We start from the raw sequence: 25,500 nt of genomic DNA on the forward strand, positions 1-25,500 counted from the left end.
GACATTGTCGGCCGGGGGCCATTCACTGGATGGTCGTCGGAACAGATCGTTCCCACCATCGGCCCCATTGGACTCACAAACCCATCCGCGAACCATCGCGGTGTCCAGAGCCGACCCTTCATCGTAGCGCACCCGGTCGCGGCGACCCTGAGAGCCCCGAGACGGGGACCTCGCGCACGCATCGGCCGACCAGGCTCCGCCGATGCGGTGGAATGGACGCATGGCAGAGCAATCGATCACCGTCGCCATCGAGCGCCGCATCGACCCGGAGCGCGCGACGATCGCCACGAGCTGGATGCAGGCCGGCACCGACCTCGCCACGGGCTTCGACGGGTTCTTGGGCTCGGGCTGGGTGCGCGCCGGCGAAGGGAGCGACCTCTGGTACATGCTCTACCGCTTCCGCGACATCCCCACCCTCGAGGCGTGGGAGGACTCGCCTCAGCGCGCATGGTGGCTCGAGTCGGGCCGCGCCTTCGCCAGCGAGGTGCGGGTCGAGCGCCGCACGGGTATCGAGGGGTGGTTCGATGCGGTGGCCGCCACGCACATCGAGTCGAAGACCGAGACGGATGCCTCACCCCAGACGGGCCCGATCCAGCAGCCGATCCCGTCGGCGCCACCCCGGTGGAAGCAGGCCGTGACGATCTGGCTCGGCTTCTTCCCGACGAATCTGCTCGCGTCCTGGTTGCTGGGCTACGTGCCCGGCTTCACCGAGTGGCCGCTCGTGGTGCGACTGCTCGTGTCGACGGTGCTCCTGACGCCCGTGATGACCTACTTCGTCCTACCCTGGGTCACGCGGCTGCTGCGGCCGTGGCTGCAGAGGTGAACATGACGACATTCCGACCCGCCGATCCGACCGGACGCCAGGTGGCGCTGCGGAGTTCCGATGGATGCGTCACCGCGCAGATCGCGCAGGTCGGAGCATCCCTCCGCGCTCTCACGGTGGATGGTGTCGCGCTCGTCCCGCCCTACCCGGCCGGGTCGACGACCCCCGGGGCATCCGGGATCGTGCTGGTGCCGTGGCCGAACCGCATCCGCGACGGCAAGTGGACCCAGCGCGGGGAGACACGGCAGCTGCCGGTGACCGAGCTTTCGACGAACACGGCCACGCACGGACTCCTGCGCTTCCGGGACTACCTCGTCACGGAGTCGAAGGACGGTACGGAAGCCACGCTTGCCGCCACGGTGTTCCCGCAGACCGGCTACCCGTTCCACCTCGACACGACGGTGACCTACCGGCTGACCGACCGCGGAATCGACGTCGAGCACGTCGTGACGAACGTGGGAGCCGACGACGCGCCGGTGGCTCTCGGCACGCACCCCTACCTGTGCTTCGACGCGGTCGACACGGCCGACCTCGTTCTGCGCGTGCCCGGTGACACGTACGACATCCTCGACGAGCGCCTGCTGCCGGTCGAGGAGGTACCGGTGGATACTGCGACCGACCTGCGGTCGGGTGCGCGGCTGGGCGACATCGACGTGAACCGGGCGTACGGTCGGCTGTCGCGGGATGCGGAGGGCACGGCGCGGACCACGCTGACCGCCCCGGACGGTCGGTCGGTGACGCTCTGGCAGGGCGCCGGCTTCGACTACGTGCAGGTGTACACGACGGACAGATATCCCGGGAGACCGCTGGCGGTGGCCGTCGAGCCCATGACGGCCCCGGCCGACGCGTTCAATTCGGGTACAGGCCTCACGTGGCTGCAGCCGGGAGAATCGTGGTCACTGCGGTGGGGTATCACGACCTGATCGTCGGTGCTGCAGCACACGCCGGGCACGCATTGAATCGTGGGTAACGTTCTATCAGGAACACAGGATAGGATCGCCGCAAGGAGTCGTTTTGGGGACGGCATTCGATCAGCGCTCCCGACCCGCGGTGGAGAAGGCGGCGGCAACGTTGTTTGGGGAACCCGCGTCGGGAGACTACCAGTAGACCCCGCGTGGAAAAAAATGACACTCGCCGATTCCCTGATCTCCCTTCCTTCGCTGAACACGCTTCGCCGCAGCGTGACGATCCACAGTCGCGACCGGCCGTGGAGCATGCCGCGACTGGCGGTTCCGACGATCGCGCTGCCCGCACTCTCCACGAGTCAACTGCTCGGCGGCATCGTCGCGGTCCTCGTCCTCGGCATCGCGTTCTCCATCGTCACCACGAACGACCCCATCTGGTGGCACCTGTACTTCAGCCAGCTCGGAACGCTCGGAGACTTCTCGGCGGCGATCTTCAACGGCACCATGGTGCTCTGCGGTGTCCTCTTCGTCGCCTTCTCCGTGCGCGTCTACCGCGATCTGCGCACCCATGTCGGGAGGTCGCGGTCGCACCACAAAGCGCCCCACATCCTCGCCGGCGCCTTCATCTCCATCGGAGCCCACCTCGCGATCGTCGGCCTCGTCCCGATCAACACCCTCAAAGCCCTCCACGAGCAGGGCGCATCCGGGATGGTGCTCTCCTTCGCCGCCGTCCTCATCGGCGCCCCGATCGTCCTGCGCGGAATCGGCACGCATCTGCGGAAGACGAGCATTCCCGTCACCGTCCTCCTCGTGGCCGGTGGCACGGCGATGACGCTCGGTTACATCAATCTGGCCGCGTTCGAGCTCGTGGCCTTCTCCGCGATGTTCACGTGGATCCTCCTGTTCACGGCCGAGCTCCGCGCCCACGGCGCACGCGCGCTGCAGGTCGTCGAGGCCCCGTCGGTCGCCCTCGATGCGCAGCCCGAGAGGCCCATCGCCGCCACGACGTGCACGCACGACTCCCTGACGGCGCTGCGGCCGGCTCCGCGTGTCACCCTCGCCCCGCGGGCCGCCGTCCGCCACTCCGCTCCTGCCCGCCGCCGCGTCGTCTCCACCGGCGCGCACTCCGGTCGTGAGGCGACCGGGGGTCGCGTCTCCGCCTCCCTCACGGGCATCGCCGCCGAATCACGCTCCGTGCGTCTGCGCGGCCCGCGCCGCTCAGCTGCCGCGGTGCGCGTCCCCGTCGATTCCGCTCTCGTCACCGTCTGAATCCGCGGCACCCTCCTCGGTCAGACCCGCCGGATCCGCCGACCCCTGCTCGCCCGCGACCTCGCCCCCGACGTCGCCGTCCGCGCCCTGCTCGCGACCGATGCGATCCGACGCACCGGATGCCGCGGCATCCGGGATCTCGATGCGTGACGACTCCTCGTGCGCTGTCACTTCGCGCTCGCGCCGTTCCCGACGCGTCTCGTAGGGAGCGGCGCCGCCGACCGCGGCGCCGGCAGCCCCCGCAAGGGCCGGCTCACGGGAGTCGACGGATGACGACGCGTCCGCTCCCCCGCCACGACGGGCGACCCGCCGTTCGCGCGCGCCCTCGACCAGGTTGTACAGGGTCGGCAGCACGACGAGCGTCAGCACCGTCGAGGAGATGAGCCCGCCGATCACGACGATCGCCAGCGGCTGCGAGATGAATCCGCCGTGCCCGGTGATGCCGAGGGCCATGGGGGTGAGCGCGAAGATCGTCGCCAGCGCGGTCATCAGGATCGGGCGGAGTCGACGCGAGCCTCCCGCGACCGTGGCCTCCAGCGTGCTCATGCCCCGGACGCGATACTGGTTCACGAGATCCACCAGCACGATCGCGTTCGTGACCACGATGCCGATCAGCATCAGCACGCCGATCAGCGAGGCGACCCCGAGCGGCACGCCCGTCGCGATCTGCAGAAGGATCGCCCCGGTCGCCGCGAACGGCACCGACACGAGCAGCAGCAGCGGCTGACGCAGCGACTTGAAGGTGGCGACCATCACGATGTAGACGATCAGGATCGCGGCCAGCAGAGCCAGCCCGAGCTGCGAGAAGGCCGATTGCTGATCGGTGATGACGCCCCCGATCTCGGCGGTCGCTCCGCTGGGCAGTTCGACGTCCTCCAACGCGGTCGTGACCGACGCCGACGCCGTCGTCAGGTTGTCGGTCGACGGGGTCACCGTCACGGTCGATGTGCGCTGCCCCCGCTGGGTGGTGACCGAGGTCGGCCCCTGGCTCTCCTCGACGGTGGCGATGCCCTGCAGGGGCACGGGGCCGGTCGCCGAGGGGATCGCGAGCTGCCTGAGCTCGCCGAGGGTCGCCGGCGTCTGCGACGCCGCCAGGTAGACGGTCAGCCCCGTGCCGTCGACCTCGACGGTGCCGATCGACTGGGGCTGCATCGTGCCCGAGACGATCCCGCCCACGGCGACCTCCGAGAGCCCGAGGGCGGCGGCCTTGTCGCGGTCGACCTGCACCGCGATGTACGGCAGCGATGCCGAGAGGTTGCTCGAGACCTGGCCGATACCGTCCTTGCCCGTCAAGGTGGACACGACGGCGTCCGTCGCATCCTGGAGGGCGCCCTGACTGGGCGCCGCGACGTCGATCTCGACGTCCGTCGACCCGAACCCGCCGCCCGAACCCGCGATCGTGAATTCGCCGGCGTCCGAGCCGAGGGCGTCGACGGCGTCCTGCACGGTGGCGCGCAGCGCCACCTGGTCGACGTCGGCGGACGTCGTGATCGAGTAGGTGATACCCGATCCGCCGCCGCTGAACGCGTCGCGCAGGGATGATCCGCTCGAGCCGATCGACACCTGGATCGTCTCGATCCCGTCGATGCCGAGCAGCGTCTGCTCGACCTGCTGGGACGCCTGGTCTTCGGCGTCGAGGCTCGGCGCCGCGCCGATGGACTGGGTCATGGTGAACGTGTTCTGCCCCGAGTCGCCGAGGAAGTTCGTCTTCATGAACGGCGCCGCGACGCCCGTGCCCACCAGCACGAGGCCCGCGATGCCGAGCGTGATCAGTGAGTGCGAGAGCGTCCACCGCAGGATCGGGAGGTAGGCGCGCTGCAGCCTTGTGGGCGGCGCCTCCGCAGACTCGGGATCGACCTGAGCGCCGTTCTCATCGAGCAGCGGCTTGCCGGGGCGGAGAAACCAGTAGGCGAGCACGGGGACGATCGTCAGCGACACCAGGAGCGAGGCGACCATGGCGATCGTGACCGTCAGTGCGAAGGGCCGGAAGAGCTCCCCGGTCACGTCGCCGACGAACGCGATCGGCAGGAAGACCGCGACGGTCGTGATGGTCGATGCGGTGACGGCGGTCGCCACCTCCTTCACCGCGTGCGTGATGGCGCCGAGCTTGTCCGCGCCGCCGACATAGTGCCTCTTGATGTTCTCGATCACGACGATGGAGTCGTCCACGACGCGCCCGATCGCGATCGTCAGCGCACCCAGGGTGAGGATGTTCAGCGAGTACCCGAACGCCTGGATGCCGATGAACGTGATCAGCACGCTGGTGGGGATCGAGATGGCGGTGACGAGGGTCGAGCGCACCGACATCAGGAACAGCAGGATGATGATCACAGCGAAGAAGAGGCCCAGCAGGCCCTCCTGCGCGAGCGAGTCGATCGACTGCTGGATGTAGGGGGCCTGGTCGAACACGACGGTGAAGCTGGCGCCGTCGAGCGAGGACTCGATGTCGGGGAGCGCGGCCTGGATGCCGCGGGAGACGTCGACCGTGTTGGCCGACGGGAGCTTCGTGACCGCGATCGTGAGCGCAGGGGCGCCGTCGACACGCGAGATCGTGGTGATCGGATCGGTCCCCTCCGCGACGGTCGCGACGTCCCCGATCGTCACGGTCCCCTCGCGGAACTGCGCCGCGTCCGACGGCACGAGGGGCAGCGCCGAGATGTCCTCGACGCTGGTGAGCTTCAGGCCGGTCTGCACCGTGAGCGTCTGGTCGTTCTCGGTGATGTCGCCGCCCGGGAAGAGCACGCCGTTCTGGTCGAGGGCGTCCCGGATGGACTGCTGCGAGAAGCCCTCGGTGCTCAGCGCGGCGGTGTCGGGGGTGATCGTGATCCGCTGACCCTGCCCGCCCACGACCTGCGCCTGATTGACGCCGTCGACCTTCTCGAGCGTGGGGATGACGGATGCCTCGAGCTCGGCCTGGATCGCCTGGGGGTCGCTGTAGCCGGTCACCGCCACCTGCACGACCGGGAAGTCGTCGAAGTTGGCCGAGATGACGTTCGGCTCGAGACCGTCCGGGAGTGTGCTCTTGATGCGGTTGATCGCCTGGGTGATCTTCTGCTCGGCCGTGGCCAGATCGGTGCCGTAGGTGAAGGACGCCTGCACGATCGAGGCGTTGGTCGTGCTGGTGGCCGAACTCGTCTCGAGACCCGGAACCCCCTGGATCGCCGTCTCGATCGGCGTGGACACGTCGTTGGAGACGACCTCGGGCGACGCGCCGGGGTAGGTCGTGACGATCGCGAGCTGCGGGAACTCGATCGACGGGATCAGCTCCTGCTTGAGGCTCGTCAACGCGATCCCGCCGAAGATCGCGACGACGATCGTGACGAGTGCGATGAGCGCACGGTTGCGCAGGCTCAGGACGGCGAGTTTCGACACGGTCGACCTTCGATCGGAGATGGTGCGGGATGCCGCGTCCCCGGGCACGCCCGGGCACGAATGCCGCAGCGGGCTGCCGCGGCACGTCGGCGGATACGGAGGTGTATCGAAACTCCAGTATCCCACGTGGATCCCGGGCCATCCGCGGGACGCCGAGGACGCGGCATCCGGATTAAGCCGCTGCCGAGGCTCCCAGGAACAGTCCCAGACCCGCCGCCGCCACGCACGCCACGAGCGTGCCCACGGCGTTCAGCAGCGCCCGCCGCCGGCGGCCGCGCTCGCTGAAGAGCGCCGACTCGACGGACACGGTGCTGAATGTCGTGTACCCGCCCAGCAGCCCGAGGCCGAGGATCGTCACGGCAGGCGTGCCTGCCCACAGCGCCGTGACGATGCCCAGCAGTAGCGATCCCGAGATGTTGACCACGAGGATTCCCGCGGGGAATCCCCCCTTTCGCCCGCGCATGACGAGCGCGTCGATGAGGTAGCGCAGACCTGCGCCGATCCCGCCGGCGGCGAGCGTCGCCGCCACGATCAGCGGGCTCATTCGGCCTCCTCCGGTTCCTCGATGTGGCCGCGCGTACGGGCGATCACCCGCCCCACCGCCAACCCTGCGGCACCGGCCAGCACCCCGACGACGACGCTCAGCGCGGCGAGGGCCAGGGCGAAGAGAGGCTGCGCCGCCGACAGCTCGGCCGTCTGCACCGCGAAGGCGCTGTACGTCGTGAAACCGCCCATGACGCCGGTGCCGAGGAAGGCGCGCAGACGTGGGTGCCGGTCGTCGAGGGTGCCGACGACGATGCCGAGCAGGAGCGAGCCGACGACATTGACGACGAGGGTCACGGCCGGCACGACCAGGGGCGCGACGGGAGCGCCGAGCGGCAGCAGGATGAGCGCGCGCAATCCGACGCCGAGGACCCCCCCGAGGACGACGAGGCCGAGGGTGCGCGCGTCGATCATCGGCGCAGGACTCATGCGGTCAGCCTAGGCGCGTGACCTACCGGCCCGGAGGAGGGTCCCGCTTCAGCAAGGCACAGATCGCCGCGTCCCGCGAACCGCTCAGCGTCATCACACGACCCCTCCGGTACTCCGTGAACACCCGCGGGTCGATGTAGCTGCCGCGCGCCACCGCGGGGGTGTTCCCGAGCGCGTCGGCGGTGGCCCGCACCGCCTGGAGCTCGGCTCGCTTCCGCTCCTTCTCGCTGTGCGCCACGCCGATCCTGGCCAGCTCCTCCGCCGCGGCGACCGTGCCGCGGAGCGTGCGGAAGTCCTTCGCCGTAAACGCGCCCCCGGTCACCTCGTGCACGTAGCGGTTCACGTCGCCCGCGCCGAGGGCGACGCGCTTCCGCCCACGGCGCGGAGCCAGCAGCGGCGCACCGGGTCGCCCGGTCTTGAGCTCGGTCACTGCGGCCGCGAGGTCGGCGTCGTCGATGCGGAGCAGCGCGTGCTTGCCGCTCTTGGCGGGGAAGGACAGGGTGACGACGGATGCCGCGACCGTCGCGTCGCGGCGCTGCAGCGTCGACAGACCACGGCTGCCGTTGGCCTTGAGGTAGGCGGTCGATCCGACGCGGGGCGCAGCCTGATCGAGCAGCCGGAAGGCCACCGCGAGTGTGCGCTCCCGCGTGATGCCCGTGGTCCGGAGCGCCGCGGTCACGCGGGCGCGAGCGCGCGGGAGCGCTTCCGCCAGAGCGAGGGCGCGGGCGAATTTGCCCTTGTCGCGCCGGGCGCTCCACTGCGGGTGGTACATGTACTGCTTGCGACCCGCGGCGTCGGTGCCCACCACCTGGATGTGCCCGTCGGGTCGCGCGCTGATCCACACGTCGGTCCAGGCCGGCGGGATGACCATCGCCTGGATGCGCGCCTGATCCTTCTTCCCGGCGGTGCGCCCGCGCGCCGTGACGAACTGATGGGACGTGCCGACCCGCACGCGCGTGTAGCCGGGATCCATGAAGGGGACGACCCTCGTGAGCCGAGGCATCCGATCAGTGCTCCCGCGTCGGCCGACGCCGAGCGGGAGCGTTCTCCCGAGATCCGTGTGACCGTCGTTCAGGCATCCGCGCCCTCTCTCTTCTTCGCCGACGATAGAACGGCACCGCGCGCACCCGGGCGCGGTTGACAGTGCCGGGCCGTGTCGCTAAGGCGCCCACGCGGCTGGCTCCGGATACCACCGACGATGTGAATCGTCAACCCCTTCCGGGCGAATCCGCAGGTATGGCAACATCACCCCGTGCCTTTCGAGGCGCCCGAGCGCGGAGCACCCCCACCGCGCCGGACTATCAGAAGGAGAACCCTCCATGAACCTCGCCCTCATCATCATCATCGTGGTCGCCATCGTGCTGGCCATCGTCGGTGGACTGAACGCCGCCTTCCAGTGGCTTCTGTGGGTCGCGCTGATCGTGGGCGTCATCGCCCTGATCGCGTTCCTGTTCCGCGTCATCAGCGGACGCAACCGCACCTAGGGTCATCCCTTCGACGAAACCCCCGGCCGATACGGCCGGGGGTTTCGTTCGTGAGGCCGGTGTCGGCGTCTACAGGCGCGTGTCCGCGAACACCTGGAGAGCGTCGCGCACGAATTCCGCGCCGGCTGATCCGCCCGCCGACGTGACGTAGTTCTCGCCGAAGCGAGGGTCTGCCACATACATCTCACCCAACCCCTGCACGTAGGCCTTCGCCTCACCCGTCGCCATGGGCGTTCCGGGAACCGAACCCAGCCACTCGACGTGACGGGCGGCCAGCGACTGCGCCTCCGCGGAGTCGGCCGCGACGCCACTCTCCGCAGCGGATACCCAGTCGCGGGTGAGGTCGGACAGACGTCGCTTCCATTCGCTCCGGTCCTCGGCGCTCTTCGATCGCCACCAGGTGTCGCCCTGCGCGTACGCGTCGGCGCCCCAGCGCGCGGTGACCTCGTCCTTGTGGACGGTGTGATCGAACCCGTCGAACATGTTCTCTGCCATCAGTTGTTCACCTCCCTCCAGGGTCTCGATCGTCGATCGCACCGCCGCGATCTGGCGGGCGAGCCTGTCCTGCTCCTGCCGAAGCCATCCGAGGTGCCCCGTGAGTGCGTCTCGGGGACTCTGATTCCGGTCGAGCACCTCGCCGATCGCAGGCAGGCCGAGCCCGAGGTCCCTCAGCAGCAGGATCCGCTGCAGGCGCACGAGGGCGAGCTCGTCGTAGTGCCGGTAGCCGTTCGCCGAGATGCGGGTCGGGCGCAGGATCCCGATGTCGTCGTAGTGCCTGAGGGCGCGGCTCGTCGTGCCCGCGAGCTTGGCCACCTGCTGGATCGACCAGTCCATCGCCTTCTCCTCTCTCGATCTCTTTCGACCATAGGGATTGACGCAACGTCAAGGTCAACCGTGCTCGGTGAACTCTCAGCCCCCGCACGTTGCCCAGACGCGATATATCGTGTTACCGTCGGCTATCGCGATATATCGCGTCTTCATCATCGAATCACCAGGAGCACTCATGACCCTCGAGAAGTGGATCATCCACCCGGGCGAGACGCGCGTCATCGACATCGAGTCCATCCGCAAGCTCAAAGTGGGCCTCGTCGGCGGACAGATCGACGTGGTCGGACACGACGAGCCGGGCGTTCGCATCGAGGTGCACGGCGTCACCATCAAGGACCTCCGCATCGAGGCCACCGGCGACACCGTCGAGATCGACCACCCGCAGCTGCGCTGGGACAACTTCCTCGAAGTGTTCCGCAACTTCGGAGCCGGCGGGCCCAAGGCCGAGATCAGCGTGGCCGTACCCCGCGACGTAGCGCTCACCCTCGGCGTCGTCTCGGCGAGCGCTCTGGTGTCGGGCATCGTCAACGACGCCCGTCTGAACACCGTCTCGGGTGACATCATCGTCGACGGCCTGACCGGCGACCTGACGGTCAATGCGGTTTCGGGCGACGTGCAGGCACGCGAGGTCGTCGGTGCCCTCAGCGCGAACAGCGTCTCCGGCGACGTCGCCGTCACCGGGTCGATCAGCAAGGCGACGATCGACACCGTGTCGGGCGCGATGCTCGTCGACTCGACCGGATCGATCCACCAGGTCGGTCTCAACACGGTGAGCGGTGCGAGCACGATCCGCATCGACGACAGTCTGCCCGCCAACTTCGTCGTTCGCAGCGTCAGCGGACGCGTGCTGGTGGACGGCGTCAAGCGATCGGGCAAGGGCACCGGACCGACGACGAACTACGTGGGCTCCGCCGGCGAGCTGAGCGGGTCCTTCGTCGACGTCCGCGCCAACTCCGTCTCGGGCGACATCACGGTGCTGCGCAGGACCGCGGTCGCAGCATCCGAACCCGCGTCCTCCCTCGCCGAGCCCGAGCCCGAGACCGCCTCGCACGACAGCACGTCGGCAGACGCCGGACAGGAGTGGTGATGAGTCCCGTCTTCTCCCACGGCGACCTTCGCCTCTACCTCCTCAATCTGCTCGATGAGGGCCCGCGCCACGGGTACGACATCATGCAGGCACTGTCGGACCGCACCGGTGGCACGTACACACCGAGCGCCGGGACCGTCTATCCACGACTGGCGAAGCTCGAAGAAGAGGGCCTCGTCACGAAGTCCGTCGACGGGCGCAAGTCCGTGTACGAGATCACCGACGCCGGGCGCGCCGAAGTCGCCTCCCGCGCGGGCGACCTCGAGGGCATCGAGGCCGGACTCGCCGACAGCGTGCGTCTGATCGCCGACGAGGTGCGCGGCAGCGTCCGCGAGGCCATGCGGAGTCTTCGCGCCGACCTCGCCGCGGCAGCGAACGAGGACCGCGCGCGCACGACCCGGAGCGCACCCGAAGACGTGCCGCGTGCCGCCAGTCGCGAGCAGCTGGCGAGGGCGGATGCTGCGATCAACGAGTTCCGCGGTCAGATCCGTGCCGACCTGCGCACGCATGTCGCACGCGGAGGTGCGCTGGCCGCCGACGTGGTCGATGCGCTCGTCTCCGGTCTCGATGACGCCGCACGCGCGTTGACGCGCTCCCTGCGCAGCTGAGCGACCGGTCACGAGAGGAGGGCCCGGCGGATCGTCGGGCCCTCCTCTCGTCCGGCGACCGTCGTCGACCGGCCGTTCTCGACCGGCCGATCAGCCTTCCGGCCAGATGTCCTGATCGTCGGCCACCGGCTCGCCGAGCGGCACCACCAGGATCGGTCGGTGCTGCCGATGAGCCAGCCGGGCCGCGACCGCGCCGGTGAAGAACTCGCGGATCGACTCTCCGAAGCCGCGGCGGCGGGTGCCGATCACGAGCAGCTTTGCGTCGACCTGTTCCGCCAGGTGCTTGATCGCGAGCGCGGGATCGCCGACCAGCTGGCGCGCGCTCCAGCGCACGTCGTGACCGTCGAGCATTGCGGCGGCGGTCGCCGTCACCTCGGCGAACGCGCTGTCGCCGGCGGCGATGTTGATGTCGATCGGTGCGGAGTGCACGTAGCCGTCCGGGTCCTCGTAGGTGACGAATCGGGTGACGTCGACGTAGACGACCAGCAGCGGGGCGTTCATCAGCCGGGCGTAGCGCGCTCCTTCTTTGAGCACGCGGCTCGGCTGGCCGGGAATGACCCCGACGATGACCGCCCCCTGAACGTCGGCGTTGGTCGGCGCAGCGGCCGCCGTCTCATCTGCGGGAACGGATGCCTCTTGCGACATATTCGTCACGACCCTTTCCGAATCGTCGGCGGAGCCGCGGGTGACCGGATGCTCCGTGTTATTCTGAATGCTACTCTTACCGGCTCTTACCGGTTTCGTGAACGCGGCGGGCATCGCACACAGCTCGCATCTCAGATATGAGGGGGTCTCGCATGGGTCGTGGCCGTCAAAAGGCGAAGCACACCAAGATCGCCCGGGAGCTGAAGTCCTACAGCCCCACGGTGAACTACGGTGCGCTCGAACGCGAACTGCACCCCGCGGGCGACAGCGAGCTCTACGTCGACAAGTGGTCGGATGAATACGAGGGCGAAGACGAGGACGAGCTGGAGAAGGCCTGACCCAGGTCTGTTCCACGCTCGGATCGCCGCCCTCGGCGATCACCATGCACGGATCGCCGCCCTCGGCGATCACCATGCACCGTGACGCCGCTCCCATGCGGATTCGATGGTGCCGCCGCGCGCGACGATGAATGACGCCGGGATCCCGATCAGGATGACGAGCGCCAGCAGGCCGAGGGGCAGCGTCCAGCCGTCCGTCGCGTCGTGCAGCAGGCCGAAGAGCAGCGGGATCGTCGCCGTGATCGCGTAGCCCACGCTCTGCACGAACCCGCTCAGGGCGACCGCGCCTTCGTGTGTGCGCGAGCGCAGGCTCAACAGCACGAGAACCATCGGGAACAGCAGCGGCGCGACGCCGAGCAGTGCGGTCCAGAGCCAGGCGCCGCTGCGGGAGCGAGGACGAGTCCCGCGACCCCGAGGAGGCCCGACACGATCGCCACCGCGAAGAGGGTGCGGACGATCTGCAGTCGCGCCACAAGGATCGGCACCACCAGTGAGCACGGGAGGCCGATCATCGCGAAGAGCGAGAGAAGCAGCCCCGCCGTCGCGGGCTGCACCCCGCCGATGTCGACGAGGATCGTGGGCAGCCAGGCGAAACACGTATAGGCGACCGTGCTCGAGACCACCATGGTCGCGGTGAGCGCCCATGCCAGAGGCAGCGACCACAGCCTGCCGAACACTCCGGGGGCGATCTCCCCCAGGACGTCGTCATCGTCGTCCTCGGCCGCGGCGCGCTCCCGCGCCACCAGCGCGATCCACGGGAGGGCGGCCAGCACGGCGAAGAGGGCCCACATCCCCAACGAGACGCGCCAGCCGACAGCATCCGCCGCCGGCACGGCGATCAGGGGCGGCAGGAACGTCGCGGTCGCCATCGTGCTCGTGTACACCGTCGTGAGGAGGCCGACCCGGTCGGGGAAGTACGTCTTCACCAGGGGCGGCAGCAGGATGTTGCCCACCCCCACGGCGGCGAACGTCAGTGCGGTGAGGAGGAGGAGCGTGACCGCGTCGTTCGACAGCGCACGCGCGACCATGCCCACCGCCGCCACCGCTGCCGCGAGGACGACGAGCCGCTCGAGCCCGAAGCGGCGCTCGAACTGCGGGGTGAGGATCCCGAAGATCGCGTAGCAGACGGGGGGTGCCGTCCCGATCAGACCGATCGCCACGGCGGGCAGGTCGAAATCCTCGGCGATGTACCCGGTGAGGGGCGACAGCGAGGCGACGGCGGTGCGCAGGGTGAACGCGAAGAGGACGATGCCCACCAGGGCGAGGGTTCGCCCCTGCCACACAGGACGGGCGGGGGCGTTACTCACCTCCCGAGCCTAGAGGAGCGCAAGGGGCGTCACGGCAGAAGGGGGTGGGATGCCGCAGCACCCCACCCCCTTCCCCTCAGGTCCTACGGATCAGACGATGCTCCGCTGACGCTTGCGTGCGCGCAGAACCATACCGGTGGCGATGAGAGCGATCGCCGCCATGATGGCCATTGCGGGGACGCCGCCACCGGTGCTCCCGAGCATGCCGCCCGAGGAGACGCCGCCGGCCGCTGCCGCGGGCGATTCCGACGTCGAGGGCGCCGGCGCCGGCGATGCCGGCGTCTCGGTGACCGCGAAGGTCGCCTGCGCCGTCGTGCCGGTCTGCGCGCCCGTGACCGTCACGCCGTAGGTTCCGACCTCTTCCGGCGCGGTCACCGTGTAGGTGGTGGTGCCGCTGATGAGATCGCGCTGGCCCAGGTCGACCGGATCGGACCCGAGCGTCGCCGTCACCTGGTGATCTCCCGCCAGGCCGCTGACCGTGATCGTCACCTCATCGCCCGGACGTACTTCGGCGGGCGAGGCCGTGACGGTGACCCCCGCACTCAGCGCGCCGAGATCGCGGTTCAGCTCCAGCGCGTCGGCCGAGATGAAGAACAGGTCGGTCTGGTCGAGCAGGCCCACGACGTTGCCCGCGCCCGGGCCGTAGGCCGCGATCCGCACCTGGGAACCCGTGTGCTGCTGCGACGAGCCGACCGGCGCCGTGCCGTACGACACGATCATCGGGTTACCCTCGGTGGTCAGCAGGTTGACGCTCGCGCCCGGGGGCGTCGCGCCGACGATCTGGCTGGTGTGCGCGTGGTCGGCCGTGACGACGACGAGCGTGTTCTTGTCCTGCTCGGCGAACGCGAGTGCGGCCTGTACGGCCTCGTCGAGGTCGACCGTCTCACCGATCTGACCACAGGCGTTGGCGGCGTGGTCCTGCTTGTCGATGCTCGCGCCCTCGACCTGCAGGAAGAAGCCGTTCTCGTTGTCGAGCAGCTCGATCGCCTTCGTCGTGAGCGAGGCGAGCGACAGGCCGGTGTCGAGGCGGGCGGGGTTCTCGGTGCAGGATGCCGCGGGCAGATCTCCGCCGCCGATGGTCGCTGCGGGACCCTCCCAGCGCACGGGGAAGTTGCCCTCGCTGAACAGTCCGAGCACGGGCTGCGTCTGGTCGGCGGCGGTCACCGCGTCAAGACCGGCGGCGTCGCCGACGACCTGGTAGCCGCGGTCGGCGGCCTGGGCGAAGAGCGATTGACCCGCCCACGGGCCGGCCGTCGCCGTCTCGAGGAAGCTCTTCGAGCCTCCGCCGAGGGTGACGTCAGGACGCACGTTGAGCAGCTGCTCGCTGATCGACCCGAGGCCGCCTGCCTCGACCGTCTCGTCCGGGCAGGTCAGCGCCGTGGCGACGGGGCCGTAGCAGCTGCGCGCAGAGATGTGCGCGATCTCGGCACCGGGCGTCGCATCCTGGATCTCGGCGGTCGAGACGTTGCCGGTCTTCTTGCCGTTCGCCTTGGCGAGCTCGAGCAGGGTCGACTGCGGGTTGTCCAGGTAGTCCACGCTCAGCTTGCCGTTGACGGTCTTCGTGCCGGTCGACCACCCGCTCGCGGTCGATGCGGACTCGGACGCGTAGTTGATCGTGCCGTCATCGTTCACGGCATAGGTCGTGTAGCTGCCTGTCAGCGGCAGCGCATCGATGCCGGCGAATTCGCCCGCGGCGCCCTCGGCGTAATTGCGCGCGACCGTGATCTCGGAATCGCCCATGCCGTCGCCGATCAGCAGGATCACGTTCTTCGCGGGGGTGTCCTTGATGGAGTCCCGCAGAGCCTGCGTGTGGTCTCCATCGCGGCGCGCGGCGCCGCCGTTCTCGGTGATCGAGGGGTCATCGTCGCTCTCGGCGGCGACCGCGGGAGCGGCCAGGCCGATCCCGCCTGCCGCCAGGGCGGCGACGGCCAGCCAGGCCGCCACTCGCCGTGAAGTTGTGCTGCTGAGTGTCATTGTCGTCCTTCGCGGTCGGCGCACCACGAAGTCGCGGCGCTGCCCTCAGGCAACACCGCCGGGAAGAACCGCTGCCCCGTGTCGTCGGAACGCCGCGGGTGCGGCAGCTGAACAGCAGGCGAACGGATGCGGCGGCAACCCTCACCGTCGGCGAGGAAGGGCAGCCGGGGAAGGGCGCGAAAGGAAGGGCGTCAGCTCTCCTGCGAGCCCTCGACCCAGGCCAGATACTCCTCGGTCACGGTTCCGGTGACGTAGCGGCCGTCGAAGCAGCTCATGTCGAGATCGTCGAGGTCGGAGCCCTCGATGATCGCGGCCTTGAGATCTTCGACCTCCTGGTAGACGAGATAGTCCGCGCCCAGCTCGGTCGCGATCTCGGGGATCGTCCGGCCGTGCGCGACGAGCTCCTGACGCGAGGGCATGTTGATCCCGTAGACGTGCGGGAAACGCACGGGCGGGGCGGCGCTGGCGAACGTGACCGACTTGGCCCCGGCATCCCGTGCCATCTGGATGATCTCTTTCGACGTCGTGCCGCGCACGATCGAGTCGTCGATCAGCAGCACGTTCTTGCCCTTGAACTCGCTCGACATCGCGTTCAGCTTCTGTCGCACGCTCTTCTTGCGCACCGCCTGTCCGGGCATGATGAACGTGCGGCCGACGTAACGGTTCTTGTAGAAGCCCTCGCGGTACTCGAGCCCCAGCTTGCGGGCGACCTGCATCGCCGCAGGTCGCGATGAATCGGGGATGGGCATCACCACGTCGATCGATCCGGTCGGCGTGTACTTCGCGATCGTGTCTGCAAGGCGTTCACCCATGCGCAGACGCGCCTCGTAGACCGAGATGCCGTTCATCTCGGAGTCGGGGCGCGCGAGGTAGACGTACTCGAACGAGCACGGTGCGAGCTGGGTCTTCGCGGCGCACTGCTTGGTGTGCAGACGTCCCTCGAGGTCGATGAACACGGCCTCGCCGGGCATCACGTCGCGGACGACCTCGAACCCGGCGTTCTCGAGCACGAGCGATTCGGAGGCCACGACCCACTCGTATCCGCCCTCGTCGGACGCGCGCGTGCCGATGATGAGCGGGCGGATCCCGAACGGGTCGCGGAACGCCAGCAGGCCGTACCCGGCGATGAGCGCGATGGTGGCGTACGAGCCTTCGACCCTCTCGTGCACGCGGGCGACGGCGCCGAAGACCTGCTCGGGGTCGAGCTCCAGACCGGCGATCTCGGACTGCAGTTCGCTGCCGAGCACGTTCACCAGCAGCTCGGTGTCGGACGTCGTGTTCAGGTGCCGGCGATCCTTGTGGAACAGGTCGTCGGTCAGCTCGCGCGTGTTCGTGAGGTTGCCGTTGTGCACCAGCACGATGCCGTACGGCGCATTCACGTAGAAGGGCTGCGCCTCTTCCTCGTTCGTCGCCGCGCCTTTCGTGGCGTAGCGCACGTGACCGAGACCGATCTCACCGAGCAGGTTGCGCATGTCGCGGGTGCGGAAGCCCTCGCGCACCTGGCCGCGGGCCTTCGAGATGTGGAACACGCCGTTCTTCTCGGCGGTGGCGATGCCGGTGGAATCCTGACCGCGATGCTGGAGGAGCAGGAGGGCATCGTAGATCTCCTGGTTGACGGGCCCACGGCCCACCATGCCGACGATTCCGCACATGGGGTGTCAGTTCGCTCCATCTAATTCAGCGGCGGCAGACGAGGGGCCGTCCGTGTACGCGCCCACGAGGCGCACCGCTCCTCCGTCGACGCCCTTAGCGCCCTGCTCGAAGGAGCCGTCGGGTCGGGCGCCGGTGTGCACCGTGCCCACCGGCCAGGCGGCGATGCCGTCACCGGCGAGGGCGCTGACCGCGGCATCCGCCTTCCCGGCGTCGACCACGGCGAGGAACCCGATACCCAGGTTCCAGGTGCCCTCGGTGGCGGTCAGCTCCAGCCCGCCGAGGTCGGCGAGCACGCGGAAGACGGGCGGCGGCGACCAGGTCGAGCGGTCGACCTCCACCCAGGCCGACGCGGGCAGGACGCGGGCGAGGTTCGCCGCGATACCCCCACCCGTGACGTGACTCAGCGAGTGGACCGCGCCGTCGAGGCCGGGCTCGGCCAGCAGGCGGAGCAGCGGCGAGGTGTAGAGGCGCGTGGGCTCGAGGAGGGCCTCGCCCCACGTCGTGCCGAAGTCGGCGGCGTTGTCGCCGTAGGAGATGCCCGCGCCCGTGCAGATGTGGCGCACGAGCGAGTAGCCGTTGGAGTGGAGGCCGCTCGACGCCAGCGCGAGGACGACGTCGCCGTCCCGGACCCGACCGGCTTCGAGCACCGCGGATGCCTCGACCACGCCCGTCGCCGCACCCGCGACGTCGTAGTCGTTGAGCCCGAGCAGCCCGGGATGCTCGGCCGTCTCTCCTCCGACCAGGGCGGTGCCGGTCGCGGCGCAGCCCTGCGCGATGCCGGCGACGATCTCGGCGATGCGGTGGGGGAAGACCTTGCCGCACGCGATGTAGTCGGTCATGAAGAGCGGCTTCGCACCGACGACCACGATGTCGTCGACGACCATGCCGACCAGGTCGATGCCGATCGTGTCGTGCTTGTCGATCGCCTGCGCGATGGCCACCTTCGTGCCGACGCCGTCGGTGCTGGTCGCCAGCAGCGGGTGGCTGTAGGCGCGCAGCGCACTGGCGTCGAACAGTCCTGCGAAGCCGCCGACGCCGCCGAGCACTTCAGGGCCGTGGGTGCGACGCACCGCCGACTTCATGAGTTCGACGGCGAGGTCGCCGGCAGCGGTGTCGACGCCGGCTGCGGCATAGGGATCGGTGGATGCGGAGGCCACGGAGCCAGCCTACCGGCGGGTGCGGGGGCCGGATGCCGCGTCGACCCTGCGACGCCTGTGGAGAGGCTCTGCGACCGCTGCAGGCCGCGGCATCCGGCCCCATCCCGAGGAGTCGTGCGGCCCTACAATGGGCGCATGGGAGGGACCGGGGCGCCTGAGTGGCTGATTCGCGAGGACGCGGGCCAGCCGGTGCTGCTCGCGCTCTACCTGCGGCAGGTGCTCGGCATCCGCTCCCCCGACGAACTGCCGCACCTGCGGGGGATCGCACCGCACGCGAACGACCGCAGCGAGCAGGCGCAGGCGCTTCTGGAGCGCCAGTGGCGGGAGTACTGGGCCATGACCGTCGAGCCGCAGGCGCACCCGTCTCCGATCCCACTCGATCTCGTCGACGGTTTCGGCACGCTCATCGCCCTGCCGGAGGGGGGATCGCCCGAACTGCGCTCGGCGATCGCACCCCACGCCGTCGAGGCGCTGGAGTACTCCAAGCACGCGCATGAGCGGTACACGAAAGAAGCCGCGGCCAAGCCGGGCGTCTCCTACCGGGCGTACGCGAGCGCGATCGCGGAGCACGAAAGGCAGGTCGGCCGGCGGGCGCATTCGTTCGAGCTCAACGTGCAGGTGCTGCCGCTCGCTCAGCGCGGCGTGTGGTGGATCGGCTCGCTCACGATCGCCGTCACCGACGGTCTGCGCGGCGACGTGGTGGCGTTCGACACCGCGATCCACCCGATCATCGCCGAACTGGCGTGATCAGGAGCGGGCAGACCTCAGTCGTCGAAGTGCGCGCTTTCGCGGTCGGCGGCGACCTCGCGGCTGCGGCGTGAGAGCACCCGATCGAAGATGAGGGCGACGACACCGCCCACCACCACTCCGACGACACCGCAGACGAGCGCGAGGAATCCGAAGACCTGCGTCGGCGAGTAGACCATGCCCGTGTTGGCGCTCTCCTGGTTCGAGCCGTTGAAGGTGAACGTCAGGATGAGCGCGACGAGGATGCCGAGCCCGGCGCCGAGGACGACGAAGACGGTGTATTTCGGCGCGCGTCGGACGCTGACCGTCACGACCTCGTCGCGCACGACCACGCGCGGCTCGACATCCTGTGTCGGCGCCGCGTACTCCGGTGTGTCCGCCTGATCTGGCATGGCTCCATTGTCTCACCGCATCAGGGGGCGACAGGCGCGCTCCCGGAACTGCGCGAAACCGTCAGGAGAGCTCTTCGTGGTCTCGGACCCACTTGGGCAGGTCGTCATTCGACGGAGTGTCGAGGTCGTCGGTGAGGGTGGTCGCGCGCTCCGCGAGGGAATGCCGGAGTGTCCGCGCCATCATGCGGTCCAGCACCAGTGCCATCCCGCCGAAGATCACCAGGCCGATGCCGATGCAGACGGCGGACAGCACTCCGAAGACGAGCAGGACGCCGGAGGGACCGCTCGAGACGATGCCGCCCGCCGCCTCGTTCATGCCCGAGGCCACGGTCAGCACGGTGGAGGCGAGCAGCCCGAGAACGATGCCCATTCCGAGGAAGCGACCGATGCGCGGGGCGCGCCGCACCGAGACGTCGAGTAGCTCCTCGTCCAGCAGGTACTCGCGTTTGCCGTATACATTTCCGCCGAAGCGGTGGGCCGCCATAGCGACATCCTCCCACCTCTGCAGCCCCCGGGGGTCGGCGTCGGCGAACCTTCCGGGAGGAGTTTCGATCAGGGCCGAAGCGGCAGGAGGTCCGACACGTCGGCCCGGATGCCGGAGGCGAGGATCCGGCCGGCGGCCGCGGCATCCGTCCACTGCTCCTGCCCCGTCGCGAGGGCGATCCAGGTGGCGGCATCGGTCTCGACCACGTTCGGGGGCGTCCCGCGCGTGTGACGCGGTCCCTCGACCACCTGGACGGCCCCGAACGGCGGCACGCGCACCTCGACCGAATGCCCTGGCGCCTTCTCGGCGAGCAGCTGCAGCAGGTAGCGCACCGCGGTCGCGAGCTCGGCGCGGGCGGGAGGAGCGGATGCCTCGGCCGCCGTCCGCACGGCGGCGAGCGCGGAGCGCCCGACGTCGGTCGTGATCTTGGGAGGCACACGACCACGCTACGCCCGGGCGCGGTGACGTGCGCCACTGCGCCCGGGAACCCCCGCCGATAGGCTGGGCCGGTGAGAATCCTGGTCCTCGGTTCGGGCGCGCGCGAGCACGCCATCGCCCTCGCCCTGGCGTCGGAGGACGCCGCGCACGAGCTGTTCGCCGCTCCGGGGAACGCGGGCATCGCGGAGGTCGCGTGTCTGGTCGCCCTCGACCCGAGCGACGCCGCCGCGGTGAAGGAGTACGCCGACGGCCAGGACATCGACCTCGTCGTGATCGGCCCCGAGGCGCCTCTGGTCGCAGGTGTGGCCGACGCGCTCCGCGCCCACGGCATCCCCGTCTTCGGTCCGGGGAGGGCGGCCGCGCAGCTGGAGGGATCCAAATCGTTCGCGAAGCGCATCATGGAGGCCGCCGGCGTTCCGACCGGGCGCGCCGTCCGCGCGCGGACGCGTGCCGAGGTGGAGTCGGCGCTCGATGCGCTCGGCGCACCGCACGTCGTCAAGGCCGACGGGCTCGCCGCGGGCAAAGGCGTGATCGTCACGGGGAGCCGGGAGGCGGCACTCGCCCACGCCGACCTCCACCTCCCCACCGGCCCGGTGCTCGTCGAGGAGTTCCTGTCGGGCCCCGAGGTATCGCTGTTCTTCCTGAGCGACGGAGACCATGTCCTCCCCCTCAGCCCGGCGCAGGACTACAAGCGCCTCCGCGACGGCGACGCGGGTCCGAACACCGGCGGCATGGGCGCGTACTCGCCGCTGCCGTGGCTGACCGAGACGTTCGGCGGTGAAGCGGCGTTCGTGGAGCTCGTCACGCGCGACGTGGCGGAACCCATCGTGCGCGCGATGGACGCCGAAGGGACACCCTTCATCGGCCTGCTGTACGCCGGACTCATCCTCACCGACTCCGGCGTCAAGGTGATCGAGTTCAACGCGCGCTTCGGCGACCCCGAGACGCAGGTCGTGCTGCCTCGGCTGCTCGACCCCCTGTCGGAGCTGCTGCTGGCCGCGGCATCCGGAACCCTCGAGGACCACGCGACCCCCGCGTTCGCTGAGGCGGTCGCCGTGACGGTGGTCGTCGCGAGCGAGGGGTACCCGGAGGCGCCCGTGACCGGCAGGCCCATCGAGGGACTGGATGCCGCGGCATCCGTCTCCGGCGTGCACATCGCCCACGCCGCGACGGCCGTCACCGATGAGGGCTTGATCGCGACCGGCGGCCGGGTGCTCAGCGTGGTCGCGCTGGGGACGACGTTCGCCGAGGCGACGGAACGCGTGTACCGCGCGGTCGAGCGGATCGAGCTCGAGGGCTCGCAGCACCGCGGCGACATCGCCGCCGGAGTGCACGAGAACTGACGCGGGCCCTCCGGCGACGGGGCGTCGTCAGGCGTCGCGGGCGTCAGACGCACCGGACGCCGCGGGTGCCCCGGGTGTCGCCTGCGCGGCGTGCCAGTCCGACGTGCTCGAGGCCTTCGGGCGCCGCAGGAACAGCACCGCGACCGCGCCGACGAGGATGACGGCCGCCGGCAGCAGGATCGACTGCGCCATCGCCGCCGAGAATCCGGGAACGACCATCGCGGGCAGCTGGCCGGTGCCGAAGCCCGACGACGAATCGGCCGAACCAGGCAGGTTCGCCTCGAGCCGGCTCTGCATGAACGTGGCGATCGCGGCCGAACCCAGCACCGATCCGATCACGCGCGTGGTGTTGTAGATGCCCGCGCCCGCGCCGGCCTGGTGCATCGGCAGGTTGCGCGTCGCCGTGGTGGCCAGCGGTCCCCACATGCCGGCGTTCGCGATGCCCATGAGGGCCGACGGGAACAGGAACATCCAGATCGGAGTGTCGGCGTTCATGAGGCTCGAGTACCAGACCAGCGCTGCCGCCGCGGCAACGAGCCCCGGCACGAGAAGGAAGCGCGGGTCGGTGCGATCGAGCAGCTTCCCCGCGAAGGGCGAGAGCACGCCGGCCGCGACCGCCATCGGCACCAGCAGCAGCGCCGACTCGGTGGGCGTGAGGCCGCGTGCGAGCTGGATGAAGAACATGAGCGGAAGCGACATGCTCGTCACGGTGAACCCCACGGTCGCGATTCCGATGTTGGCGACGCTGAAGTTGCGGTCGCGGAAGAGGGCGAGAGGCACCAGCGCTTCGCTCTTCGTCTTCGCCTGCTGCCAGAGGAACAGGGCCAGCACGACGACACCGGCGATGATCATCGACCACACCGTGATCGGTCCCCAGATGACGCCCCAGTCGAACTTCTCGCCCTCCTGCAGCCCGAACACGATGAGGAACAGGGCGACGGCGCTGAGCACGACGCCGAGGACGTCGAAGCGGTGCGGGTGCGTCTCGAGCTTCGGCACGAGGATCCAGGCGAGCACGAAGCCGATGACGCCGACCGGGAGGTTGATGAAGAAGATCCACTCCCACCCGAGGCCGTCCACGAGCAGGCCTCCGGCGAGCGGCCCCACCAGCATGGCGACTCCCGAGGTCGCTCCCCACAGGCCCATGGCCGCTCCGCGCTTGTCGGGCGGGAAGGTGCGGGTGATGATCGCCATCGTCTGCGGGGTCAGCAGCGCGGCGCCGAGTCCTTGCACGGCGCGCATGGCGATCAGCATCCCGAGGCTGTTCGAGAGCCCGCAGCCGAGCGAGGCGAGCGTGAAGACCACCAGACCCGTCAGGTAGAGGTTCTTGGGGCCGAACCGGTCGCCCAGACGCCCGGTGATCAGCAGCGGCACCGCGTAGGCCAGCAGATACGCGCTGGTGACCCAGACGACGTTGTCGAGGTTGTTCGTGGTCGGGTCGAGGGCCGCTTTGATCGCAGGGTTGGCCACCGACACGATCGTCGTGTCCACGAGGATCATGAAGAAGCCGATGACGAGCGCCCAGAGGGCTGGCCACGGGTTTCGTCCGGGGGCGTCCGACGGTGCGGCGGTGATCTTGCGGGCGGCGGATGCTGCGGCCCGGGTGGTCGGTTCGGTCATTGCTGTGCAGCCATTCGGTCGGAGAGGTATTGGTGGGATCGGGGGACCAGCTCGGCTTCCCCCCAGGCGAAGTCCCGTCGCTCGAGACGGGAGATCAGGGCGCGGAGCCAGCCGAGCTCGGCGGCGAGGAGCGCCTCCTGCCGCTCGATCTCGAGGAGGAACTGCTCGGGCACCGGGCGTTCGCGAGCCTTCTCGAGGCCGCCGACGTGCAGCAGGTGCTCTTCCGAGAGCGAGACGAGCCGCACGCCGAGCAGGTCGATCGTCTCTTCGCGTGACAGGTTGTGCGCTTCGGCGAGCGCGATGCGGAACTCCGCGGGGTGGTCGATGCGCGGCAGTTCCGCACGCACCCACTCCGTGACGACGTCGTGCCCTGCAGCCGTCAGCGTGTATGTCGTCCGCTCGGGGCGGTTGCCGTCGCGGTCGACGCCGACCTCTTCGAGGAGATCCAGCCGCTCGAGCCGCGCGACCGTGTGGTAGAACGTGCCGTTGGTCAGAGCCACCAGACGGTCGTCGTGCCGCTGCCGCATCAGACGCATCATCTCGTAGGGATGCATGTCGCCTTCGCGGAGCAACGCCAGCACCATCACTCCGAGGGGGGTGAGTTTCGCCTGCAGAACGCCCATCAGTGCTCCGTATCGACTAGTCCATATGGACTATACACTCTGCGCGGTGGCGTGAGGGCCCGCCCGACTCTTCCCGGAAGGCACGCCGCGGGCTACCGTGGCCGCATGAAGGACGAAGAGGGGTCTGCTCGCGCCCACGCGATCTTCGACCCGATCGCGGCCGAGTACCTCACGCGTCCCGACGTCGACATCGGTCCGATGTTCGGCAGCGAGGGGCTGCGCGTCCGCGGCAAGATCTTCGCGTTCGTGGGGTACCTCAGCTCGCTCGTGGTCAAGGTTCCCGCGGCGCGCGCCGATGAGATCGTCGCCTCCGGGGTCGCCGAGCGCATGGTCATGCGCGAGCGGGAGATGCGCGAGTGGCTTCTCGTCGACCGCGCCGAGAGAGAGCACTGGGCCCCGCTCATCGCGGAGGCCTTCGCCTACGTCGACGAGATCACCCCCGGACGCGGGGCGTGACGCCCGGCCGCGATAATGGGCGGGTGAGCACTCCCCTCGACCTCCCCGGCTGGAAGCACGTCTACTCGGGCAAGGTGCGCGACCTGTACGCCCCCGAAGGCGCCGCCGAGGCATCCGACCGACTGCTCGTGGTGGCCAGCGACCGGGTGAGCGCGTTCGATGTCGTGCTCTCCCCGGGCATCCCCGACAAGGGCGTGCTGCTGACCACCCTCAGCCTGTGGTGGTTCGACCAGCTGTCGGGCGGCGACGGAGGGCGAGGCATCCCGAACCATCTCGTCGCCGATCACGAGCTGACCGCCGACGGCGTGCACGAGCTGATCCCCGCCGGCGTCGTCGGCCGCGCGATGCTGGTGCGGAGCCTGGAGATGTACCCGGTGGAGTGCGTCGTGCGCGGCTATCTCACGGGCAGCGGCTGGGTGGAGTACCAGCAGAGCGGCACGGTGTGCGGCATCCCGCTCCCCGCCGGGCTCGCCGACGGCGACCGCCTGCCCGAACCTCTCTTCACCCCCGCCTACAAGGCGCCGATGGGCGAGCACGACGAGAACATCTCGTACGCGCAGACCGTCGACATCGTCGGGGCGGACGCCGCTGCCGCGCTGCGCGACACGTCGCTCGAGATCTACGAGCGGGCAGCGGCTCTGTCCCGGTCGCGCGGCCTGATCCTCGCCGACACGAAGTTCGAGTTCGGGTCGGATGCCGACGGCGTGCTCACTCTCGCGGACGAGGTGCTCACGAGCGACTCCTCGCGCTACTGGGACGCCCAGGCCTGGGACACGGGTGCGACGGCGAAGGAGCGCATGGCGAGCTTCGACAAGCAGATCGTCCGTGACTGGCTCTCCGCGCACTGGGACAGACAGGGCACCCCGCCCGAGCTCCCGGCCGAGATCGTGGAGCGGACCGCGGACCGCTACCGCGCCCTCCTCGAGCGCCTCACGTCGTAGTCGGCGCCCGCGCCATCCCCACCGAAGGAGCACC

Annotated in this window: 27 protein-coding genes; 11 read left to right on the plus strand and 16 right to left on the minus strand. The window is 69.6% G+C overall.

What is annotated here, in order from left to right; genetic code table 11:
• The first annotated feature begins 220 nt into the window (after positions 1–220).
• The 3 genes from ACFXOO_RS10075 to ACFXOO_RS10085 all read left to right on the plus strand — a co-directional run bounded on the left by ACFXOO_RS10075 (position 221) and on the right by ACFXOO_RS10085 (position 2,997).
• Positions 221–823 (plus strand): antibiotic biosynthesis monooxygenase, encoded by a 603-nt coding sequence (locus ACFXOO_RS10075; RefSeq protein WP_378852703.1) that lies wholly within the window; start codon positions 221–223, stop codon positions 821–823.
• Between the two features lie 2 nt (positions 824–825).
• Positions 826–1,746 (plus strand): aldose 1-epimerase family protein, encoded by a 921-nt coding sequence (locus tag ACFXOO_RS10080; protein WP_394563447.1) that lies wholly within the window; start codon positions 826–828, stop codon positions 1,744–1,746.
• 201 nt (positions 1,747–1,947) lie between these two features.
• The gene (locus ACFXOO_RS10085; protein ID WP_394563448.1) at positions 1,948–2,997 is read left to right on the plus strand and encodes a DUF998 domain-containing protein; all 1,050 of its coding nucleotides are present in this window, start codon (positions 1,948–1,950) and stop codon (positions 2,995–2,997) included.
• Here ACFXOO_RS10085 and ACFXOO_RS10090 read toward each other — a convergent pair.
• The 4 genes from ACFXOO_RS10090 to ACFXOO_RS10105 form a co-directional block, all read right to left on the minus strand.
• Positions 2,947–6,369 carry an efflux RND transporter permease subunit gene (locus tag ACFXOO_RS10090; RefSeq protein WP_394563449.1) on the minus strand — a complete coding sequence of 1,141 codons (3,423 nt, stop codon included), beginning with the start codon at positions 6,367–6,369 and terminating at the stop codon, positions 2,947–2,949. The genes ACFXOO_RS10085 and ACFXOO_RS10090 overlap by 51 nt on opposite strands.
• Positions 6,370–6,541: 172 nt before the next feature.
• Complete coding sequence (locus ACFXOO_RS10095) at positions 6,542–6,913, minus strand: fluoride efflux transporter FluC (RefSeq protein WP_394563450.1); 372 nt, start codon at positions 6,911–6,913, stop codon at positions 6,542–6,544.
• Positions 6,910–7,341, minus strand: coding sequence for a fluoride efflux transporter FluC (locus ACFXOO_RS10100; RefSeq protein ID WP_394563451.1), 432 nt, complete (start codon positions 7,339–7,341; stop codon positions 6,910–6,912). The genes ACFXOO_RS10095 and ACFXOO_RS10100 overlap by 4 nt, the downstream gene beginning before the upstream one ends.
• Positions 7,342–7,363: 22 nt before the next feature.
• Complete coding sequence (locus ACFXOO_RS10105) at positions 7,364–8,344, minus strand: DNA topoisomerase IB (protein ID WP_378852694.1); 981 nt, start codon at positions 8,342–8,344, stop codon at positions 7,364–7,366.
• A gap of 316 nt (positions 8,345–8,660) precedes the next feature.
• Here ACFXOO_RS10105 and ACFXOO_RS10110 point away from each other — a divergent pair, with 316 nt between their 5' ends.
• Positions 8,661–8,825, plus strand: a complete 165-nt coding sequence (locus tag ACFXOO_RS10110; protein WP_378842496.1) for a hypothetical protein — start codon at positions 8,661–8,663, stop codon at positions 8,823–8,825.
• 69 nt (positions 8,826–8,894) lie between these two features.
• On the opposite strand, the gene ACFXOO_RS10115 is transcribed toward ACFXOO_RS10110, so the two are convergent.
• Positions 8,895–9,659 (minus strand): MerR family transcriptional regulator, encoded by a 765-nt coding sequence (locus ACFXOO_RS10115; RefSeq protein WP_394563452.1) that lies wholly within the window; start codon positions 9,657–9,659, stop codon positions 8,895–8,897.
• A 169-nt stretch (positions 9,660–9,828) separates the two neighbouring features.
• Between ACFXOO_RS10115 and ACFXOO_RS10120 the strand changes: the two genes are divergently transcribed.
• Both ACFXOO_RS10120 and ACFXOO_RS10125 read left to right on the plus strand, forming a co-directional pair.
• Positions 9,829–10,740 carry a DUF4097 family beta strand repeat-containing protein gene (locus ACFXOO_RS10120; RefSeq protein WP_394563453.1) on the plus strand — a complete coding sequence of 304 codons (912 nt, stop codon included), beginning with the start codon at positions 9,829–9,831 and terminating at the stop codon, positions 10,738–10,740.
• Positions 10,740–11,348 (plus strand): PadR family transcriptional regulator, encoded by a 609-nt coding sequence (locus ACFXOO_RS10125; protein ID WP_378842490.1) that lies wholly within the window; start codon positions 10,740–10,742, stop codon positions 11,346–11,348. Before ACFXOO_RS10120 ends, ACFXOO_RS10125 begins: the two co-directional genes overlap by 1 nt.
• Before the next feature lie 90 nt (positions 11,349–11,438).
• Here ACFXOO_RS10125 and ACFXOO_RS10130 read toward each other — a convergent pair whose 3' ends face one another.
• On the minus strand, positions 11,439–11,993 hold the full coding sequence (locus ACFXOO_RS10130; protein ID WP_378843027.1) for a universal stress protein: 555 nt from the start codon (positions 11,991–11,993) through the stop codon (positions 11,439–11,441).
• A 152-nt stretch (positions 11,994–12,145) separates the two neighbouring features.
• On the opposite strand from ACFXOO_RS10130, the gene ACFXOO_RS10135 reads away from it, so the two are divergent.
• Positions 12,146–12,331, plus strand: a complete 186-nt coding sequence (locus ACFXOO_RS10135) for a DUF3073 domain-containing protein (RefSeq protein ID WP_378842488.1) — start codon at positions 12,146–12,148, stop codon at positions 12,329–12,331.
• 69 nt (positions 12,332–12,400) lie between these two features.
• Here ACFXOO_RS10135 and ACFXOO_RS10140 read toward each other — a convergent pair whose 3' ends face one another.
• From ACFXOO_RS10140 to purM, 5 genes are all read right to left on the minus strand, one after another.
• The gene (locus tag ACFXOO_RS10140; protein ID WP_394563454.1) at positions 12,401–12,661 is read right to left on the minus strand and encodes a hypothetical protein; all 261 of its coding nucleotides are present in this window, start codon (positions 12,659–12,661) and stop codon (positions 12,401–12,403) included.
• Entirely contained in the window at positions 12,643–13,638 is a 996-nt protein-coding gene (locus ACFXOO_RS10145) for an MFS transporter (RefSeq protein WP_394563455.1), read from the minus strand. Before ACFXOO_RS10145 ends, ACFXOO_RS10140 begins: the two co-directional genes overlap by 19 nt.
• Positions 13,639–13,728: 90 nt before the next feature.
• Positions 13,729–15,612: an alkaline phosphatase gene (phoA, locus tag ACFXOO_RS10150; RefSeq protein WP_394563456.1), complete on the minus strand. Its 1,884-nt coding sequence runs from the start codon at positions 15,610–15,612 to the stop codon at positions 13,729–13,731.
• A gap of 191 nt (positions 15,613–15,803) precedes the next feature.
• Positions 15,804–17,264 (minus strand): amidophosphoribosyltransferase, encoded by a 1,461-nt coding sequence (purF, locus tag ACFXOO_RS10155; protein ID WP_378842482.1) that lies wholly within the window; start codon positions 17,262–17,264, stop codon positions 15,804–15,806.
• Positions 17,265–17,270: 6 nt separating this feature from the next.
• Positions 17,271–18,347: a phosphoribosylformylglycinamidine cyclo-ligase gene (gene purM / locus ACFXOO_RS10160; RefSeq protein ID WP_394563592.1), complete on the minus strand. Its 1,077-nt coding sequence runs from the start codon at positions 18,345–18,347 to the stop codon at positions 17,271–17,273.
• 210 nt (positions 18,348–18,557) lie between these two features.
• Here purM and ACFXOO_RS10165 point away from each other — a divergent pair, with 210 nt between their 5' ends.
• Entirely contained in the window at positions 18,558–19,169 is a 612-nt protein-coding gene (locus tag ACFXOO_RS10165) for a zinc-binding alcohol dehydrogenase (RefSeq protein WP_378842480.1), read from the plus strand.
• 17 nt (positions 19,170–19,186) lie between these two features.
• On the opposite strand, the gene ACFXOO_RS10170 is transcribed toward ACFXOO_RS10165, so the two are convergent.
• The 3 genes from ACFXOO_RS10170 to ACFXOO_RS10180 form a co-directional block, all read right to left on the minus strand.
• Positions 19,187–19,561 carry a potassium transporter Trk gene (locus ACFXOO_RS10170; RefSeq protein WP_378842478.1) on the minus strand — a complete coding sequence of 125 codons (375 nt, stop codon included), beginning with the start codon at positions 19,559–19,561 and terminating at the stop codon, positions 19,187–19,189.
• A gap of 61 nt (positions 19,562–19,622) precedes the next feature.
• Positions 19,623–20,045, minus strand: a complete 423-nt coding sequence (locus tag ACFXOO_RS10175) for a hypothetical protein (protein WP_378842477.1) — start codon at positions 20,043–20,045, stop codon at positions 19,623–19,625.
• A 68-nt stretch (positions 20,046–20,113) separates the two neighbouring features.
• Entirely contained in the window at positions 20,114–20,482 is a 369-nt protein-coding gene (locus ACFXOO_RS10180; protein ID WP_378842476.1) for a sterol carrier family protein, read from the minus strand.
• A 72-nt stretch (positions 20,483–20,554) separates the two neighbouring features.
• Here ACFXOO_RS10180 and purD point away from each other — a divergent pair, with 72 nt between their 5' ends.
• Positions 20,555–21,826 (plus strand): phosphoribosylamine--glycine ligase, encoded by a 1,272-nt coding sequence (gene purD, locus ACFXOO_RS10185; protein WP_378842475.1) that lies wholly within the window; start codon positions 20,555–20,557, stop codon positions 21,824–21,826.
• Between the two features lie 27 nt (positions 21,827–21,853).
• Here purD and ACFXOO_RS10190 read toward each other — a convergent pair whose 3' ends face one another.
• Together ACFXOO_RS10190 and ACFXOO_RS10195 are read right to left on the minus strand one after the other, a co-directional pair.
• Positions 21,854–23,446, minus strand: coding sequence for a DHA2 family efflux MFS transporter permease subunit (locus ACFXOO_RS10190; RefSeq protein WP_378842474.1), 1,593 nt, complete (start codon positions 23,444–23,446; stop codon positions 21,854–21,856).
• Positions 23,443–24,069 carry a PadR family transcriptional regulator gene (locus ACFXOO_RS10195; protein WP_378842472.1) on the minus strand — a complete coding sequence of 209 codons (627 nt, stop codon included), beginning with the start codon at positions 24,067–24,069 and terminating at the stop codon, positions 23,443–23,445. The genes ACFXOO_RS10190 and ACFXOO_RS10195 overlap by 4 nt, the downstream gene beginning before the upstream one ends.
• Positions 24,070–24,174: 105 nt before the next feature.
• Here ACFXOO_RS10195 and ACFXOO_RS10200 point away from each other — a divergent pair, with 105 nt between their 5' ends.
• Complete coding sequence (locus ACFXOO_RS10200) at positions 24,175–24,525, plus strand: hypothetical protein (protein WP_378842470.1); 351 nt, start codon at positions 24,175–24,177, stop codon at positions 24,523–24,525.
• 23 nt (positions 24,526–24,548) lie between these two features.
• Positions 24,549–25,466, plus strand: coding sequence for a phosphoribosylaminoimidazolesuccinocarboxamide synthase (locus ACFXOO_RS10205; protein ID WP_378842468.1), 918 nt, complete (start codon positions 24,549–24,551; stop codon positions 25,464–25,466).
• Positions 25,467–25,500 lie beyond the last annotated feature (34 nt).

It is taken from the genome of Microbacterium sp. P03, assembly GCF_043556235.1.
Classification (GTDB): domain Bacteria; phylum Actinomycetota; class Actinomycetes; order Actinomycetales; family Microbacteriaceae; genus Microbacterium.